The sequence below is a fragment of the Streptomyces sp. NPDC056160 genome (assembly GCF_042268205.1).
Classification (GTDB): domain Bacteria; phylum Actinomycetota; class Actinomycetes; order Streptomycetales; family Streptomycetaceae; genus Streptomyces.
Map to the genome: position 1 here is coordinate 1 of NZ_JBHJUW010000110.1, position 18,874 is coordinate 18,874.

General features: G+C 71.7%; 9 protein-coding genes. 5 read left to right on the plus strand and 4 right to left on the minus strand.

Going from position 1 to position 18,874, the window contains the following annotated elements; translation table 11 throughout:
• Nucleotides 1-84 precede the first annotated feature (84 nt).
• From ACFC02_RS31090 to ACFC02_RS31100, 3 genes are all read right to left on the minus strand, one after another.
• The gene (locus ACFC02_RS31090; protein WP_376364510.1) at nt 85-2,736 is read right to left on the minus strand and encodes a PA14 domain-containing protein; all 2,652 of its coding nucleotides are present in this window, start codon (nt 2,734-2,736) and stop codon (nt 85-87) included.
• A 75-nt stretch (nt 2,737-2,811) separates the two neighbouring features.
• Nucleotides 2,812-5,304, minus strand: a complete 2,493-nt coding sequence (locus tag ACFC02_RS31095) for a beta-L-arabinofuranosidase domain-containing protein (protein ID WP_376364513.1) — start codon at nt 5,302-5,304, stop codon at nt 2,812-2,814.
• A 206-nt stretch (nt 5,305-5,510) separates the two neighbouring features.
• On the minus strand, nt 5,511-7,760 hold the full coding sequence (locus ACFC02_RS31100) for a glutaminase domain-containing protein (RefSeq protein ID WP_376364516.1): 2,250 nt from the start codon (nt 7,758-7,760) through the stop codon (nt 5,511-5,513).
• A gap of 580 nt (nt 7,761-8,340) precedes the next feature.
• Between ACFC02_RS31100 and ACFC02_RS31105 the strand changes: the two genes are divergently transcribed.
• The 5 genes from ACFC02_RS31105 to ACFC02_RS31125 all read left to right on the plus strand — a co-directional run bounded on the left by ACFC02_RS31105 (nt 8,341) and on the right by ACFC02_RS31125 (nt 14,281).
• Nucleotides 8,341-9,462: an ABC transporter substrate-binding protein gene (locus ACFC02_RS31105; RefSeq protein WP_376364519.1), complete on the plus strand. Its 1,122-nt coding sequence runs from the start codon at nt 8,341-8,343 to the stop codon at nt 9,460-9,462.
• A gap of 94 nt (nt 9,463-9,556) precedes the next feature.
• Nucleotides 9,557-11,239 (plus strand): sugar ABC transporter ATP-binding protein, encoded by a 1,683-nt coding sequence (locus ACFC02_RS31110; RefSeq protein ID WP_376364522.1) that lies wholly within the window; start codon nt 9,557-9,559, stop codon nt 11,237-11,239.
• On the plus strand, nt 11,236-12,204 hold the full coding sequence (locus ACFC02_RS31115) for an ABC transporter permease (protein ID WP_376364525.1): 969 nt from the start codon (nt 11,236-11,238) through the stop codon (nt 12,202-12,204). Before ACFC02_RS31110 ends, ACFC02_RS31115 begins: the two co-directional genes overlap by 4 nt.
• On the plus strand, nt 12,201-13,217 hold the full coding sequence (locus ACFC02_RS31120; RefSeq protein ID WP_376364528.1) for an ABC transporter permease: 1,017 nt from the start codon (nt 12,201-12,203) through the stop codon (nt 13,215-13,217). The genes ACFC02_RS31115 and ACFC02_RS31120 overlap by 4 nt, the downstream gene beginning before the upstream one ends.
• A gap of 47 nt (nt 13,218-13,264) precedes the next feature.
• The gene (locus ACFC02_RS31125) at nt 13,265-14,281 is read left to right on the plus strand and encodes a LacI family DNA-binding transcriptional regulator (RefSeq protein ID WP_360981158.1); all 1,017 of its coding nucleotides are present in this window, start codon (nt 13,265-13,267) and stop codon (nt 14,279-14,281) included.
• Nucleotides 14,282-14,491: 210 nt separating this feature from the next.
• Here ACFC02_RS31125 and ACFC02_RS31130 read toward each other — a convergent pair whose 3' ends face one another.
• Nucleotides 14,492-18,523 carry an endo-alpha-N-acetylgalactosaminidase family protein gene (locus ACFC02_RS31130; RefSeq protein WP_376364533.1) on the minus strand — a complete coding sequence of 1,344 codons (4,032 nt, stop codon included), beginning with the start codon at nt 18,521-18,523 and terminating at the stop codon, nt 14,492-14,494.
• Between the last annotated feature and the right edge of the window lie 351 nt (nt 18,524-18,874).

Genomic DNA, 18,874 nt, shown 5'->3' on the forward strand with positions numbered 1-18,874 from the left:
GACCCGGTGGGTACCGGGTCCGGGAGGGCCGTGGGGCCGGGCGGCGCGGCGGCCGGGTGCCCGGTGCCGCGCCGGGCCGTCACGTCACCGCGTGGCCGTGCCCGCGGGCGTGCCGGCCGCGGCGCCCGCCGCGATGAGCGCCCGGTTGACGGCCCTGACCTCGTCGGGGTGGACCTTCACCACCGCCCGGTCGTAGGTGATCAGGCCGTTGAGTTCGCCCTCGACGTCGCTGATCTGCGTGAACACGGAGCCGGAGAGGCCGGCGGCGGCGTTCGGGATCAGCTGCCTGGTGTTGTCCACGTACGCCTTCGTCATCTCCGCGATGTCGGTGGGACCGTCACCGTAGTCCTGGCCGCCCGCGACGCCCGCGATGTGTCCCGGAATCGTCAGCGAGTAGCCGCCGTGCTCGCCGTCCACCGCCGCTCGGGTGGCATCGGGCGCGGGGTTCGCCGGACCGTGGTACAGGTGGTGGTCGATGACGTCGCCGCGGCCCGAATCACCCTTGGAGGCACAGCAGTTGACTCCCGAGTGGGCGTCGACCAGGCGCGAGGGGTCCTGCTGCTTGACCGAGTCGGCGAGCGCTCCGGTGGACTGCTTGCTCTGCTCGCCCCAGCCCTCGTTCATCATGGTCCACATGACGACGGAGGGGCTGCTGATGTGCTGGTCCACGATCTCGTGGACCTCCTTGCCGAACTCCGCGTTGCTCGCGGCACTGGCGGAGTCGGTGTTGCGGCTGGGCATGTCCTGCCAGACGAGCAGCCCGAGCCGGTCGGCCCAGTAGTACCAGCGGGCCGGCTCCACCTTGATGTGCTTGCGCACGGTGTTGAAGCCCAGCTCCTTGTGCAGCTGGAGGTCGGACTTGAGGGCGGCGTCCGTGGGAGCCGTGTAGATGCCGTCGGGCCAGAAGCCCTGGTCGAGGGTGGCCAGGAGGAAGGTGGGCTTCCCGTTCAGCTCGATCTTGTTCACTCCACCGACCTTGCCGACCGAGATCGACCGCATACCGAAGTAGGACCCGACGCTGTCGTGGGAACGGCCGTCGGAGAGGGTGACCTTCAGGTCGTAGAGGAACGGGTGGTCAGGGCTCCACAGCTTGGGGTGCGCAACGCGCAGCCGCAGGGCCGTACCGGCGGTGCCGCTGACCGAACCGACGCGCCGGTGGCCGTCGTAGGCCGTGGCGGTCACCCGCGCCGTCCGCTTCGTCCCGGTGGCGGGGCGGACCGTGACCGACAGCGAGTCGTCCGCGATGTTCGGGGTGAGCACCAGCGAGTCGATGCTCTCCTCGGGAACCGGCTCCATCCACACCGTCTGCCAGATGCCCGAGGTGGGCGTGTACCAGATGCCGCTCGGGTCGCGCGACTGCTTGCCGGTCGCCTGCTGGGAGGAGTCGGTGGTGTCCTTGACCTTCAGCAGCACCGTCTGGTCGCCGTGGCGCGTGACCGCGTCGGTGACGTCGGCCGTGAACGCCTGGTAGCCGCCGGTGTGGTGGGCGACCTGCCGGCCGTTGACGTAGACCCAGGCCTCGTAGTCCACGGCGCCGAAGTTCAGGTGCAGCCGGTTGCCCGAACCGACCCGCCAGCCGGCCGGCACCTTGAAGGTGCGCTGGTACAGCGACCAGTCGTGGTGCTCGGCGACACCGGACAGCGGCGCCTCCATCGGGTAGGGCACCAGGATCTTCCCGCTGAGTCTGCCCCGGGGCAGCGGGGCGTCCTGGGCCGTCGCCTGGAACTGCCAGGTGCCGTTGAGGTTGGCCCACCGCTTGCGGGTCTGCTGCGGGCGCGGGTAGTCGGGCAGCGCCTCGGTCGGCGAGACGTCCTTGGCCCACTTGGTGGCGAAGTACCAGGTGGAGTCGTTCTGCGCGACGCTGGAGAACACGGCCAGCGGGCCGGTGACCGTGCTCAGACCGCCCTGGCCGTCGTAGCTGATCCGCACCTGGGACTTCATGGCCGCCGGGGTGTCCGTGGCCGCGGCGGTGAAGACCAGCCTGGAGTGGTCGGAGGGGTCCGTGGTCACCGTCGGCGACCAGCGGTGGCCGCCGGCGATCACCGAGACGTGCCGGGTCAGGTCCGCGGGCAGCGCGTCCACCGGTCCCGGTAGCTGCACGACCGCCGTGCGGCCGGACGCCTGCACGACGCTGTGCAGGTCGAGGGGCGTGTAGTCGGCGGGCGTGTGCAGCGCGGAGTCCGGGACGGGTTGCCGGGCGATGCCGGGGCCCGACCACTCGGTCTGGATGTAGGCGCCGCCGTTGCCCTGGTTGTAGTCGAAGGACAGCCGGTGCGAGCCGGCCGTCAGGGTGACCGGCTGGGACTGGGTCTGCACGTCCCAGTCGGTCGTCCAGTGGTCGATGACGCTCGCACCGTCGAGCGACATGCGGAAGCCGTTGTCACCCTTGATGTAGAACGTGTAGGACCCGCCGGTGGGGACGTCCAGCGTCCCCGTCCAGTGCACGGCGACGTTCTGGGTGGAACCGGCGCAACTGCGCAGCGCCGGGAGGAGGTCCTTCACGTTCAGGGAGGGCTGGACCCCCGTGCTGCCGTACGTGGCGAAGTCCAGCGACGTGCTGTCGGAGCTGAGGTAGCAGTCGCTGCGCAGGCCCTGCGCGACGGTCGTGCCGGCCGTCCCCCCTGCCGCGTCCGCCTGCGCGGGGGAGGCCGGCGCGAGGAGCGCGCCACCGAGGAGCAGGGGAGCCACCGCCGCCAGTCGGCGGGGGAGCGTCGTGCGCTGTCTTCCGGGACTCAAGGGCATTCACCTTTCATCAGGGCGTTCACCTTTCATCGGAACGGGGGAAAGGAGGCGGTGGATCAGGGCCGGCCATCAGGGCCGGGGCGGAGCACCCGGTCCGGTGCGCCAGGCCAGCAGGCCGCCGGAGAAGCCCGGCCTGAGCTGCGCCGTGATGCGCAGCGCCGTGGCCGTGACGGCAGGGAAAGAGACCCGGTTGAAGCGGTCGGTGGCGGTGCCGTGGTCGGGCGGGCCACCGACGGGGAGCCACCGGCCGTCCGTGGTGCGGTGCTCCAGCCGCCAGGCCTCGGGGACACGGCAGGCACCGTGGCCGGTGTCGTCGTACCAGTACACCGACACCTCTCCGACGCGGACGGGCTCCGGGTACGCGTACTGGACCCACTCCTCGGTCCCGGTGCGGTCCCACCAGGTGAAGCGCGGCACCGTCTGGTCGTAGGAACTCGCGGGCGTGACCGAGGCGTTCATGAGCAGGGCCTGGGGGCTGTCCACTCCGCTGAAGGACGCGGTGACCGCCGCCCACGCGTGCGCCTTGCCCGACGCGGTGGCGGTGGGGAACGAGGTGACGCGCAGCCGTGCGGCTGCGGCCGGGACCAGGGTGAGGTGTTCGACCGGTTCGGTGGTGCGGGCGGGGCTCGGCTGGAGGGGTGCCGCGACGTTCTGGTCGTCGCTCACCCAGCCGTCCAGACGCCGTCCCCTGGCCCGCAGGAGCAGCGGGGTGCCGGACAGGGTGAAGGGGTTGCCGGAGGCGGTGCCGGCGCGGGTGCGCTCGACGGTGAAGGACCGTGCGGGATCGTGCCGGTCCAGCTCCAGCGCGTAGTTCCACGCCGAGGCGGGGTGCACCTCGTACTCCGGCCAGGTGTCGCTGCCGCCGGAGCGCCGCCAGTCCTCCTCGATCCGCAGCGAGTAGGCGAGGGGGCCGTGGGAGACGGAGACGGAGTCCGCGTTGCCCTTCCAGGTGCGTACCGTCGTGCGCATCGGCAGCCGCAGCTCGATGCGGTCGCGGTCGTGCCAGCGGCGGTCGAGCACCAGGTACCCGCCGCTGCGCCGGGCGGCCACGGGCCGGCCGCCGAGCCGCACCGACGGCTGCCGGCACCACCCCGGGACACGCAGGTAGAGGGGGAAGGTCACGGCGTGCGGGGTGGACACGGTCAGGGTGACGGTGTCGTCGAAGGGGTATTCCGTACGCTCGGTCACGGTGACCGTCGTGCCGTCCCCCACCTGGGCGCGCACGGAGGACTCCCCGTACAGCGAGGCGCACAGCCCGCCGTCGGCGCTCGCCAGCCACATCTCCTCGGCGTAGTAGGGCCATCCCATGCCGTAGTTGTGCGGGCAGCACCGGTACTGGTGGATGCCGGGCATGTACGCCTGCATGGCGAAGGAGTTGTCGAACTGACCGTGCGACTTGGGCACGTCGTCGAGCCGGACGCTGTTGGCCGAGGTGACGTAGTGGGTGCCCTTCTGCCGGGGGTCGAAGGCGGCCGGCAGCAGGTTGAGGGCCAGCTCCTCGCAGCGGTCGGCCCACACGGTGTCGCCGGTGATCCGGGCGAGCATCTGGTGGCTGTGCATGTACTCGACGATGCCGCAGGTCTCGAAGCCCTGGCGTGGGTCGTGGTAGCCGGGGCGGGCGTTCTCGTCCGCCGCGAAACCGCCGCCGGGGAACTGTCCGTAGGTGTTCATGACGGTGTCGTAGACGCGGTGGGTGGCCGCGAGGAAGGCGGGGTCGCCGGCCAGGACACCGTACTGGGCGGGTTCGCGAAATCCCTGGGCGAGGTTGACGTTGTGCCAGGTCGGGACCGTGTGGGTGTAGTCGGCGCTGTGGGCGTGCATGGTGTGGACCAGGTCGAGCAGCCAGGCGTCGCCGGTGCGGTTGTAGAGCCAGTAGGCGGTGTCGATGGTGTCGCCGACCCGGGCCGAGCCCCAGCCCTGCCCGAAGAGCGTGCCGGGCTGGGCGTGGAGGAACCCCAGCCAGCCGGTCAGGGCGGGCACGACGCGGTCGTCGCCGCTGAACTCGTGCCAGGTGCGCAGCGCGTCGAGTACGGGCATGTGGGGCCAGAAGTCCGGCCCGCCGTTCAGGGCCGTGCGCAGGCGGGACGGGCCGAAGAAGCCGTCGCTCTGCCGGGTGGCGAGGATGCGGTCGATCCAGGTACGGGTCAGTTCGAGGGTGCGGCTGTCCTGGGTGACGTAGCCGAGGTCGCCGAAGCCTCTGAGCCAGTAGGGGAGTTCCTCCCAGCCGTCGTTTTCCGGGACGGCCCAGCCGCTGGTCTCGCGCAGGTAGTCGGACACCTCGGGCATGCGTCCGTTGAGCCCGTCGAGCTGCAGGTCCAGCTGGGTGCGCAGCCAGCCCTTCGGGGTGATGCTGCCGGGCGGCAGCCGCAGGAACGGCTCCTGGCCGAGCGGGGCCCGGTTGGCGGTGTAGTGGGGGCCGGAGCCGGTGCGTGGACCGGTGCCGTCGGCGGGGGCCACCTGGCCGGGGGAGGACGGGGAGGCGTGCGCGGGTGTGGCGGTGCCGGTCAGCGCGACGGCGCCGGCGGCGGACAGGGAGCTGGACAGGAACGTACGGCGTTCCATGGGATCTCCTTCAAGGTGCGAGACCGCGGCAGGGGCGAGCGAGGACCGCGGCGACGGCGTCGCCAGGACCGCGTCGACGACCGTGCGGCGCCGCCTCACGGCTGTGCGCCGGCGCGTCGACGACCGTGGGCCGGCGTCTCACGGCTGTCCGGTGGCGCGTCGACGGCTGTGCGGTGGCGCGTCGCGGACCGTGCGGGTGGCGTGTGTCAGGCCTCCAGGGCGAGCAGGGCGAAGACGCCGCCGATCACCGGCCGGGCCTGGAAACCGCTCTGCCGATTCGTCACCGTGTCGTACCAGTCGGTGAAGGGCACACGGGACGCGGACGTGTGCGCGAAGGCGTGCAGAGCGTCGATCAGGTAGTCGCTGACCGGATGCTCGCGCAGCCAGGCGGCGGTCCACATCTCCCAGTCGCCCTTGGTGTAGGAGTGCCGGATGTCCAGGGGGACGCCGTACTGGTTGACCTGGGTCAGGTACCACTCGGCTTCCCGGTCGGCGACGGAGTCCGGGACGAGGCCGAGACCGAGCAGCGCGTCGGGGTAGCCGTTGTACTTCAGGCTCCAGGTGCCCGGCTGGTCGTAGGCCAGCTTCAGGTGCCGGCCATCGGGGTCCTGGGCCTTGCCGGCCCACTGGGAGACGTAGTCCTCGGCGATGGCACGGTAGTGCGCGCCGTCCTGCCGGTTCCCGGCCGCGGCGGCGACGCGGCTCATGGCGCCGATGGCGAGGATCCCCTTGAGGGCGAGGTTGACGCTGTGTCCGATGAACCCGGTGAAGTCGTCGGTCTGGTTCTGGTAGCCCGGGTCGAGCGCGTTGTCGACGAGGTAGTCGGCCCACTGCTTGAGGATCGTGTAGTGCCGGGTGCAGAAGGCCTTCGCCGCCGGTCCGTCCGCGCGCAAGGCGTAGGCGGCGGACATGATGAGCATGTTCGCGGATTCCTCGACGGGCATGTCCTCCTCGTTGCCGTCGTTGTGACCGGCGGCGTCGGGGTAACTCGACCCCAGGTCGTGCTCGGCGAACGTCTTGGGCCAGCCGCCGTGCTCCGCGTACTCCAGCATCGGTGCCAGGAGGGCGCCCAGGTAGGCGGGATCGGTGTAGAGGAAGGCCGGCATCGACGGGTAGGCGACGTCGATCGTGCAGACGTTGCCGTCGCTGGAGATCTCCTTCAGGAAGGCCCACGGCTCGCCGTCGCGGCTGACCAGTTCCGTGCCCGCGTAGGCCTGACGCAGTGAAAGGGCGCACAGCGCCGCGTACTTGGGGCCCTTGGCCCGGGTCGCGTCGCGTCTGACCCTGGTGTCCAGCGCTGCCGTGCGGACCTCGGCGGCGTCGTGGTCGGCGTGGAAGAAGGCCACCATCGGCTCCCAGGACGGCCAGTGCGAGCGCCACAGCGGCGGCAGCGGGCTGCCGAGGTAACGGACGGCGGGCTCGCGCACGTGGCCGAGGGACAGCACCGCGGACTGCGGCTTCCTGCCGACCGTGCCGAGGTCGAAGTGGAAGGCGAAGACGGGCCAGTGGTCGTTGATCGCCCGAGGCTGGTCCGGGTCGGCGGTGTCCGCGAGGCCGCCCTTGTCGAGCGCGGCCGCCCGTACGGTGGTGTCGGCGCCGATCTGCCAGGTCGTCCCAGCTCGCCAGGTGGCGCTGAACAGCACGCTTCCCCAGGTGGCGGTGTCCGCGTGCTCGGCGAGTTCCTTCGGCGTGCTGGGCGTGCAGCGCAGGGTCGTCACCGGCGGGTGCCCGCCAGAGGCCGTCTCCTTCTGCTCCCAGCGGATCTTCGTCGCCGAGTCCGCGTGCGCCCATTCGCCGGAGATGTCGAAGTACAGCCGGACGGCGTGCGGGCGGCCGTCGCTGCTGGCGGCCTGTGCCGTCACGTACGACAGCGGCATGCTCTGGCGCCGCAGGTCCGCGGGTTCGACGGGGGAGCAGAAGGTGAGGGTCAGTCGCACGCCGGCGGCTTCGAGGACGTAGCGCGAACGGGTGGCGGTCACCGTCAGGGAGCGCTGCACCATGCCGCGCAGGACGTGGCCCGGCACGTTGGGCGCGCCGAGGAAGAGGAAGGGCACACCGTCGATCTGCGCGATGCCGGACATCGCGGTGGTGCGGCCGGTCCAGAAGGTCGGCCAGGTGCCCGCCAGGTTGTCGGCCGGCATCCACACGCTCAGGTACGGCGAACGGACCGCGAGCGGTACGGCCGGCGGGCGGACCGGGTCGAACACGGGAGTGCCGGTCCCGTCGGTCCGCGCGGCCGGAGTGCCGGCCGCTGCCCGGTCCAGCCCGGCCGGTGCACCGCCGGCCGCCTGTGCCTGTGCCTGTGCCTGTGCGGCCGGGGACGGCAGGAACGTCGCCGCCGCCCCGCCCAGGCCGGCCGTACCCGCCCAGCCGATGAGGCGGCGGCGGCTGACCGGGGCGCGGGACGTGCCCTCCTCGTCGCCCGTGTCGTCGGCCGGACCGAGGTGATGGCTCATCAAGTCCTCCTGGGTGACCGCCCGGCAGTGCGGCGGTGAGCGGTGGATGCGAGGAAAACGAGGTCTCCCGCCGCCGAGCGGCGCGTCTGCGGGAGAGCGTCCTGTCGGGGCGGGGAAGAGGTGCCCGCGGCGGCGCGAGGTGCCGCGCCGCGGCGCGCACGGCGGGTGGAGAGGAGCCCCGGCCTGCGGGGCGCGGCCCTCGGTGATGGCGCGTTGACAACGTTGGAAACGAAGGCAGCCAAATGACAGCACAGCCCTGACAACGGTGTCCACCCCTCACGCGTCACCTTTTGCCGCCCCCGCCGAGCCGCCCCCGACCCCGTCGGCGCAGCCGTTCCGGGCAGGGGCGTCCTGAGCGGCTCCGCAGCCCTTTCGCCGGGCCCCGGGACCGCCCCGAGGGCCCAGCGGGCAGCCGCTGCAAGCCAGTTGTGAACAGCGGGTTGACATCCAGTTTGACGTTCCCTCAATGTCTACAACGTTGAAAAGCCCGCCCGTTCGGACCGGCCGGCCGAACGGGTCACCAGACGGCTCCCTCTCCCTGTTCCGCCATCGCCTACACCGTTGAGGATGTGATCGGCGCGTGAACATCTCGTCCCAGACAAAGACCCTCACTGCCGCTGTGCTGACCGTCGGCCTGTGCCTCGCCGTCACCGGATGCACCAAGTCGGGTTCCTCCTCCGACTCCGCCGGCTCCGGGTCCTCCGCCGCCGCGAACGACAACGCGGGCGCCTCGCAGCAGGTCGCCTCCCCCTCGGCGACGGGACCGGGCTGCACGTACAAGACCTACGGCGGCGGGGTGGCCAAGCTGGACATCACCGACGGCAAGACCGTCGTCGGCTTCTCCCAGTCGGAGTCGACCAGCAACCCCTTCCGGGCCACCGAGACCAAGAGCATCGAGCAGCAGGCGAAGAAGCTGGGCGTCAAGCTCATCGAGCGCAACGCCAACGCCGACGTCAACGCCCAGAACTCGCAGATCGAGGACATGATCGCCCAGGGCGCCAAGGCCCTGATCGTCGCCCCGGAGAACTCCGACGGCCTCGGTCCGGCCCTCGCCAAGGCCAAGTCGGCGAAGATCCCCGTGCTCACCATCGACCGCACGGTCGGCGGCAGCGCCTGCACGGACTTCATGGCCTTCATCGGGTCCGACTTCTACCACCAGGCACAGATCGCCGCCGACGACCTCGCCTCCGCCACGAACGGCGGCGAGGCACACGTCGCCATCCTGACCGGCACCCCCGGCAACAACGTCACCACCGACCGGACCAAGGGCTTCGAGGACCAGGTCAAGGCCAAGTACCCCAAGATGAAGATCGTCGCCTCGCAGACCGGCAACTTCGCCCAGACCGACGGCCAGAAGGTCATGGAACAGCTGCTGCAGTCCCACTCCGACATCAACGCGATCTACGCGGAGAACGACGAGATGGCACTCGGGGCGATCCAGGCCGTCAGGTCCGCCGGCAAGACACCCGGCAAGGACATCAAGGTCGTCTCCATCGACGGCATCCAGCAGGCCGTCAAGAACGTCGCCTCCGGCCAGATGGTGTCGGACATCGAGACCAACCCGCGCTTCGGTCCGCTGGCCTTCCAGGCGCTCCAGGACTTCTACGGCACCACCGGTGTCCAGGCCAAGGTGATCATCAAGGACGGGCACTTCACCTCGGGCAACGCCCAGCAGGCCCTCGACCAGGGCCTCGTGTACTGAGGCCGGCGGCGCACACACCGGGGCCGCGGCAGCCGTGACCGCGGCCCGGCAGACCGGCGGCTGCCCCCGGCAGCCCGCGGGAGGAGGAGAGACGTTGGTCCAGCAGGACCCGCGGCCCCGCAGCGACTGGATCGTCGAAGTCGCCGGGGTCGACAAGAGCTTCGCCGGTGTCCGCGCCCTGCGCGAGGTGGACTTCCGGCTGCGCCCCGGTGAGGTGCACGCCCTCATCGGGGAGAACGGCGCCGGGAAGTCGACGCTGATCAAGGTGATGACCGGCGTGTACCGGCCCGACGCCGGCACGGTGCGCCTCGCGGGCGAGGACCGCGCCTTCCGCAACCCGCTGGAGGCACAGGCGGCGGGCATCTCCACCATCTACCAGGAGGTCAACCTCGTCCCGCTGATGTCGGTGGCCCGCAACCTCTGCCTGGGCCGCGAACCCCGCCGCTTCGGACTCGTCGACGTGCGGGCCATGAACCGCACGGCCGGCGACACCCTGAAGCGGTACGGCGTCGACGTGGACGTCACCCGCCCCCTGGGCACCCTCGGGCTCGGCGCCCAGCAGATGGTGGCCCTCGCCCGGGCCGTGCAGATCGACGCCCGCGTGGTCGTGATGGACGAGCCGACCTCGTCGCTGGAACCCCGCGAGGTCGAGACCCTGTTCTCGGTGATCCGCGACCTCAGGAGCCAGGGCATCGCCGTCGTCTACGTCAGCCACCGCCTGGACGAGCTGTACGCGATCTGCGACCGGGTCACCGTGATGCGCGACGGCGCGGTCGTGCACACCGGTGCCATGGCCGGCCTGGAACGGCTGAAACTCATCTCGCTGATGCTCGGCCGTGAGATGTCCACGGTCCGCGCCAAGGGCGCCACGGCTTTCGGCGCGGAGCACCACGACCGGCACGAGGGAACGCCCGCGCTGCGCGCGATGGACCTGACGGTACGGCACCGGCTGCACGGCATCGGCCTGGACGTCCACCGCGGCGAAGTCGTGGGACTGGGCGGCCTGCTCGGCGCCGGGCGCAGCGAGACCGCCAAGGCGATCATCGGCGCCCTGCCCACCGACGGCGGCACCGTCGAGGTGTCCGGCACGGCCCTGGCCCGGCGCAGCCCCGCCGCCGCGATCAAGGCCGGCGTGGTGATGCTCGCCGAGGACCGCAAGACGGAAGGCATCCTGCCCAACCTGTCCGTCAGGGAGAACATCTCCCTCGCGCTGCTGCCCCGCCTCGCCCGCGCCGGGGTGATCTCACCGTCCAGACAGGACGAGGTCGTCCGCTTCTTCATGGAACGCCTGCGCATCAAGGCCTCCGGACCCGACCAGAAGGTCAGCGACCTGTCGGGCGGCAACCAGCAGAAGGTGCTCCTGGCCCGCTGGCTGTGCCTGGACCCCAAGGTGCTGCTCCTGGACGAACCGACCCGCGGCATCGACGTGGGCGCCAAGGCGGAGGTGCAGGCACTCGTCGACGAACTCGCCGAACAGGGGCTCGCGGTACTGCTGATCTCCTCCGACCTGGAGGAACTGATCGAGGGCTCGGACCGGATCGTCGTCCTCAAGGACGGCCGGGCGGTCGGCCACCTGCGGGGCGAGGAGGTGAGCGAGCAGGCGGTGCTCGACACCCTGGCGTCCGCTTCCGCCGCCGCGGACGACGGGCACGCGGACGACGGGCACGCGGACGACGGGCACGCGCACGCGTCGCCCGCCGCAGGCGCCGCAGGTCGGCAGAGCGCGCCCGGGCAGGCCCCGGGCCGCCCGGCCGTGACGAAGGAGGAGCCCCGATGACCCCCACCACCTGGGCCGGCCCCGTCGTGCCGGACCGCGCCCGGCTGCTGCGCATGCTCCAGGCCTACGGCGTCTACGCCGCGCTGCTCGTCCTCTTCGTCGTGGCGGCCGTCCTGGACTCGTCGTTCCTGTCCGCGGGCAACGTCCGCATCCAGCTCTTCCAGGTCGCCCCGACCCTCATGGTCGCGCTCGGCATGGCCCTCGTCATCGGCACGGAGGGCGTCGACCTGTCCGTCGGTGCCGTCATCGCCCTGGCCGCCTCGGTCGTCCCTCTCTACCTCGGCTACGGCGCACCGGTCGCGATACTCCTCGCCCTGCTGGCCGGAGCGGTCTGCGGGGCCGTCGGCGGCACGATGGTGGCCTTCGCGCGCATCCAGCCGATCGTCGCCACCCTCTCCCTCATGATCGGCCTGCGCGGCGCCGCCGAACTCATCAACGGCAACTCGGCGAAACCGGTCTCCGAGTCCGGGCTGCTCGGCCTCGGCTCGGACGGGTTCGCCGGCGTCCCGGTCATGGCGTGGATCGCCGCGGTGTGCGCGGTGCTCACCGCGCTGCTGGTCCGCCGCACCACGTTCGGCCGGCAACTGGTCGCCATCGGCGACAACCGGCAGGCGAGCAAGCTCGCCGGTCTGCCCGTACGCCGCGTGCTCGTCACCGTCTACGTGCTCTCCGGCGTCCTGGCCGCCTTCGCCGGGGCGATGATCGTCGGACACGGCGCCGAGGCCGACCCCGCCAACCAGGGCCTCAACATGGAACTCAACGCCATCACCGCCGTGGTGGTCGGCGGCACCCCGCTGACCGGGGGCCGGGTCCGGGTCCTCGGCACCGTGGCGGGCGCGCTGTTCATGCAGCTGATCACCGCCGTCCTCACCCAGCACAACGTGCACTCGTCCTACACCCAACTCGTCGAGGCCGCCATCATCTGCTGCGCGGTCTACGCCTCACAGGAGCGTGGTACACGATGAGCACCGCCGCCCCGCAACCGGCCATGCTGCCACCGCGGTCCACGTCCCGGGCGGCCCAGCCCTCCCTCCGCGAACGCATGGCCTCCCACATCCAGCGCCGGGGCGCCCTGGCCGTCCTGGTGCTGATGGCCGCCATCGCCTCGGCGACCTCCTCCACCTTCCCGACCTGGTCCAACATCAGCAGCATCCTCGGCAACAACGCCTTCGTGTGGCTGCTGGCCCTCGGCATGACCTTCGTCATCCTCACCGGCGGCATCGACCTCTCCGTCGGTTCCCTGTACGCGCTGGGCGGGGTCGTGGCCGCGTACGGCGCGCACACCGGAGGCACCTGGCTGGCCATCGCGCTTCCGCTGGCGACCGGCGCCCTGTGGGGCACGGTCCAGGGGCTGCTCGTCTCCCGGGGGCGGATGGCGCCGTTCATCGTCACCCTCGCCGGGCTGCTGGGCGCGCGCGGCCTGCTGCAGGCCCTGACGGACGAGGGCGCCACGACGTACCTCGTCCCCGCCGACTCCGCCTTCCGGCGCCTGGGCGAAGGCACCTGGGTGCCGGTGATCACCGTCGCCGTGCTCTTCGCCCTGGGCGCTGTCCTGCTCACCCGCACCCGCTTCGGCGCCACGGTCACCGCGATGGGCGGCAACGAGAACGCGTCCCTGCTGATGGGACTCCCCGTCGCCCGCACCAAGGTCCTCGTCTACGTCCTGTCCGCCACGCTCGCCTCGGCGGCCGGCGCGCTCGGCAGCGCGCGCCTGGGGTCCGGTGTCACCACCATCGGCGTCGGCTACGAACTCACCGCCATCGCCTCCGTGGTGATCGGCGGCACGCTCCTGACCGGCGGAAGCGGCTCCGTCGGCGGCACGGCCAGCGGTGTCCTGGTGCTGGCCGTCATCCACAACCTGATCGACCACTACTTCTCCCAGTACGGCTCCGCCTTCACCGACACCGTCAACGGCGCCTTCCTGGCCGTCGTGGTGCTGGCCCAGACACTGCTCAGCCGCGCCCGGCAGACGGACTGAAGCGGCGCAGCCGGCCGGGGACGCCGCCCCTCGACAGAAGGAGCCCAGTGGGCGTCAGCCTGAAGGACGTCGCACAGCGCGCCGGGGTATCCGTCAAGACTGTGTCGAACGTCGTGAACAACTATGTCCATGTGGCGCCCCGGACCCGCGCGCGCGTCCAGCGGGCCATCGACGAACTCGGCTACCGGCCGAACCTCGTCGCCCGCCACCTGCGCAACGGCCGCACCGGTGTCATCGCACTGGCCGTGCCCGAACTGGGGAACCCGTACTTCTCCGAGGTGGCCGGCGCCGTCATCGACGCGGCCGCACTCCACGACTACACCGTCCTGCTGGACCACACCGCGGGGCTGCGCGAGAAGGAGGTCCTCGTCTGCCAGGGCTTTCGCGCCCAGATCATCGACGGTCTCATCCTCAGCCCGATCCGGATGGAGACGGAGGACCTGCTCTCCCGCACCGAGACCTCCCCCCTGGTGCTGCTCGGGGAGCGCGAGTACGACGCGCCCTTCGACCACATCGCCATCGACAACGTGGCGGCCGCGCGCGCCGGCGTCCAGCACCTCCTCGACACCGGGCGCCGCCGCATCGCGTTCCTCGGGGCCAGCCACGAGAGCGCGCGGGAACCGGCCCATCTGCGACTGCGCGGGTGGCGCGAGGCGTACCGGTCGGCCGGTCTGAACCCGCCCGAGTCGCTCGTCGTCGCCACGGTCGGCTACGCCCGGCAGGACGGGGCGGTGGGCGTGGCCGCCCTGCTGGACCGCGGCGAGCGGCCCGACGCCGTGTTCGCCTTCAACGACCTGGTCGCCCTGGGCGCGATGAGGGCGCTCGCCGAACGGGGCCTGCGCGTCCCGCAGGACATCGCGGTGGTCGGCTTCGACGACATCGAGGAGGCCCGCTACGCGGCCGTGGCGCTCACCACCATCGCCCCCGACAAACAGGCCATCGCCCGGATCGCCGTCGACTGCCTCGTGGAACGCATCGCGGGCCGGACCGAGCCCATACCCCGGCGCATACTGCCCGGCTTCGAACTCGTGGTCAGGGAGTCCACCCTGGAGCGCCGCCCCTGAGCGGGCGCGCCGCGGACCGGCTCCCCGCTCGCTGGACGGCCGGCCGCAGAGACCGGCCGGCGTTCCCGCCCCCGTCCGCGGGGGCGCGGTTCCGTCCGCGGCGGCGGTCGGCCCGCCCCGGGCCGGCCAACAGGTGCGTGCCGAAAGGCCTGCCGCGGCCGACGGACGGACAAGTCGGTCGCGGCAGGCCCGGTTCGGGGCGGGGGGAGCCTATGGCCGGACGGCCGGCGGGTAACCCGTGGGCGGGTCCACCACCGTGCCGTACACGCGCATCTCGGCGGCCGCCGCGAACGGCTGGCCGTTGAGGGCGCTCAGCGCGGTGAAGCGGACATAGGAGGCGCGCACCGTGGGGAAGGAGATCCGCTGCATGGTGGGCGAGTCGACGAGCGAGCCCTCGGCGACGCTCCTCCAGGTGGTGCCGTCGTCGGAGACGGACACCTCGTACCCGGCCACGCGACCGTTCTGGCCGCCGCCCTGCCGGTCCAGGTAGCCGAAACCGTTCACGGCGGCCGGACCGCCCAGCTTCAGCGTCACCCAGTGCGGGTAAGGCGCGTCGGAGTCGGTGTAGTCGGTGTGCCAGATGGTGCCCGGGTCGCCGTCGAGCACGTTGGCCACCGGGCCCTCCGCCGGTCCGGAGGACAGGTTCTCCGAGTCGGCACCGGCGCGCATCGAGCCGGGGGAGAGGAGCGGTTCGCTCGCCACCGTGGCCCTGGCCTGCGCCGACACCGTCTTGCTCACCCCCGAGCCCGTGTACACGGCCGTCGCCTTCCACGTCGCCGACGTGCCGGCCGCGCCCGCCGGCGGGGTGAGGATCCAGGTCGTCTCGACGCTCGCGCCCGGCTTCACGGTGCCGAAGGCGTTGCCGTCACGGTCCTTCACCATCGCGGTCCAGCCGGCGGGCAGCCCCTCCAGCCGCACGGTGACGTCCGTGGCGTCGGTCTCCTCGTTGTCGGTGAACGTCGTGACGTACTCACCGGGCACGCCGGGGCTCAGATCCGTACCGGCGGGCGTGGTCACGCTCGCACAGGCGGCGCCGCCGTCGACCGGGCCCAGATCGGTCACCCGGAAGTCGTCGAGCACCATGTCCGTACCGCCCGCGCCGCCCAGCTTGCGCAGGCCCACCCAGGTGTCACCGCAGCCCGCGACGATCTCCTTGGAGTACGTCGCGGTGTCCAGCGCCGGGGCGAGCGCGTCACGGGTGATGTCCTTGGAGACGACCTTGCCGTCCCCGACCCGGTCGGCACCCGTCACCCAGGCCCACTGGCCGTCGACGTTGCTCTGGTACTCGAACGAGACCGCGTACTTGTGACCGGCGACGAACGGCACCGTCGCCGGCACGGTGCGGTACACCAGCCCGGTGTTCTCCTCGTGCGCCTTCAGGGAGTGGTCCCCGTCGATGACGTCGTCCACCGCCTGCCCCTTCAGGGCCCCGGACTCGTAGGGCGAGTGCGTGTTCTTCCAGCTCTTCTGGCTGTACGGCGCGTGCAGCCGGCTCACGCTGGTGCGCGGGTCGGTGACGCCTCCCGCGTCGCCCTTCACGAACGGTCCCCAGCCCGGCTGGTTCCCCTCGAAGTCGTCGTCGGCGATCACGGACCCGCCCGGCGCCGGTGCGGAGGTGTCGGCCATGACCCGTACGTCGTCGACGGTGACCGCCGCCTGTCCGGCTGCCGCCGCGACCGACACGGTGACCTGGCCGCTCGCCGGCGCGGTGAAGGCGACGGAGGCGCGCTGCGCGTAGGTGCCCTGCTTGGCGTCGGCAGCGACCGTGTTGCGCAGCGGTGTGGTGTCGAAGGCGTTGCGGGCCGACACCTCGTGGCCGCTCACGCCGAGGGTGACGGCGCGGCGCTGCCCGGCGGCGACCTCGACGTCGGCGCTCAGCGTGTACCGCTTGCCGGGTGTGAGGCCCTTGACCCGCTGGGAGAGGCCGGACGCGCCGGTGCCGAGCCGTGCCACGTTGTCGCCGGTGGCGGTGCGGGCGACCGCCGCGCCCCGGGCGTTCCAGGCGTCCAGGTTCCCGGCGTTGAAGCCGGGGTCGGCCAGGGGGGTGCCCTCGCCGTAGTGGGCGTCGCGGTGCGGCGCCCGGTCGCCGTTCGGCGCGAGTACGTAGGGCTGGTCCTTGTCGCCGGTGAGCGTCACCTTCCCGTCCCGGGCCCGTACCTGTGCGGCCTTCACCCGGCCCTGGTCGGTGAGCTTGTAGAGCGTGAAGGAGCGGGTGGCGGCGAACTGCCCGGTCAGTGTGAAGGTATGCGTCCCGCCCGAGCCGCTGTAGTAGTACATCTTGTCGGCCCGGCTCGGCGAGGAGGTTCCGTTCCCGCCCTTCGCCTCGCCCCACGGCAGCAGGTAGGTGTCGCCGTCGAGCACGACCGAGCCGTCCATCGACACCTGGCGCCTGCCGTCGGCCAGGGCGACGCGGACGCCGCCGGTGAGGGTGGCGGACCTGCCGTAGTCCCAGTTCATGACCTGGTAGTGCTGGAGGAACTTGGTCGGCAGGTTGTCGGTCCAGATGTTGCGGTAGAAGGCGTTGAAGTCGTCGTGTCCGGTCCAGCCCTCGAACTCCTTGATGCTGCTGCCGCCGAGCAGCGGGTCCACGTTCCACACGTCGCGGTCTGAGTTGGCGATGAACCGGACGATGCGGGAGTTGATGCCCTTGTTGGTGGCGCCGCCGTAGTTCTTGTCGTTCGCCCAGTGCGACCACACGGAGCTGCCCTCGAACTTGTACGCCCACTCGGTGGCGACCTCGAAGCCGAGCTCGCGCAGTTGCGCGGCCAGCCCGTCGGCCAGCCAGCCGCTGGAGTAGTAGGCGTCGATGTAGACGGTCCTGATGCCCGGGGCCTGCTTGCGCAGCTCCTTGAACCGGTCGACGATCGCGCCGCTGCCCAGGTCGGTGCGCTGGTCGATGTGGTACGACTGGTTCAGCCAGTCCCAGCCATTGACCTGGCCCTTGACCAGGGCGTCGGTGAAGTTCCTGGCCTGCGGGTAGGCCTCGGTGGCGTTCACGTGCACGGCGACGTCGGAGTTGTAGCCGGCACCGGCCGCGGTGAGCTCGTTCAGGTCGGCGAGACCGCCCGCCCGGACGTTGTAGTTGCCCCCGTAGTCGGGGTGCGCCGAGTCGTGGCCTTCGTCGGCGTAGCCCTTCTCCAGCACCCACTGCCCGAGGTCGTCCGTGGCCATCGAGATGCGCTTGACGTTGTCGAGCGTCTTCAGGAACGGATTGGTCGCCTGGCTGGCGAAGTTGAAGGGGATGTGCTGCACGACCCGCTCGGGCACGCGGTCCGCGCCGAGCGGGTGGGCCATCCGGGCCCGGTAGGCGATGGCGCCGTCCTGCCAGTCCACCCGCCCGTCGCCGTTGGCGTCCGTGGCGAGCACCACGGTGGTCCGGGGCAGGGCGTAGGTCCGCACCCGCGGGTCGGTGGCGCCCCGGGGCGCGTACGTGTAGGAGCCGACGGACAGTTCGGCGCGGCGCGCGCCGTTGCCGGCGTCCACGATCCGGGACTGCAGGCGGGTGTTCCAGTTGTCGTTGTTGTCCTGCGCGGAGTCGTCGGTCGCGTTGGTGACGAGGCCGGCGGCCAGACCGCTGTCGCTCACGAACCCGTAGGGCGTGCCGACGGCGGCCTTGTCCGGGGCCGTCGCCGCGGTGATCGGGACGAACTGGTCCGCCGTGGTCGTCGAGTCCGCCGAGATCCTCGTCCGGGCCAGCGTCGCGTGCGGATCGGAGGAGTCGACCGAGACGAGCGACTGGTCGGGCAGGGCCAGTTGGTCCACGGTCGAGGCGGCGGCGCCCTCGATGCTCTTCACCGCGAAGACGACCGTCCGCCGGTCGGTCACGGTGATCGTCGAGGTGATGGTGAGGTCCGGCAGGTCGGCGAAGGTGGACGTGTAGACCGCCTGGCTGCCGTGCGCCTTCATCGCCGTGGTGGCGGTGTGTGCCTTGCCGTTGACGGTGAAGGTGTCCAGGGCCCGCGCCTGGCCGCCGAGCGTCCTGCCGTCCACCGTGTACGAGATGACCTGGGGGTACTCCTCGGCCACCTGGACGCTCAGGCCCCGGGCGGTCAGTTCGACCGGGGTCGCGGGGTGGTCCGCGGGCGCCGGAGCGGCCGGCGTGGAGGCTTCGGCCGGGCCCGCGTGGGCCGGCAGGGCACCGGCCGACAGCGTGCCCAGGGCGATGAGCACGGCGGTCGTGGCGGCGGCGCCGGGTCTTGTCCGGCCGGTGCGCCGGGAACGCCGGGGAGGGGGCAGGGTCATGGGTTCCACCTGGGAGCTTCCTCGTGACTCTGAACGGGAGAGTGAGGAAGACAGTAGGGGAACGTTATCGCTAACAACAGAGTCTGGGACCCCTTGTTTCGCAGAACTGGTTCTGTTTGCGGCGACAGTCTGTAAGGTCTTGGCATCGATAACAGTGCACGGTGGTGGTCCGGCTCGCGCGCCGTCGTGGACGCGGTCCCTGCCCCGCCGTGGCCGCCCCACTTCCGCCGGCCCCGCTTCCCGGCGCCCCGAGTCGGCCCGTTCGTCGGTTCTCCCGAGACAGAAGGACAGGCCATGGCTGACCCCTGCGACTCCCACCCCGCCCGCACCGCCGCCCCGGACGGCACGACC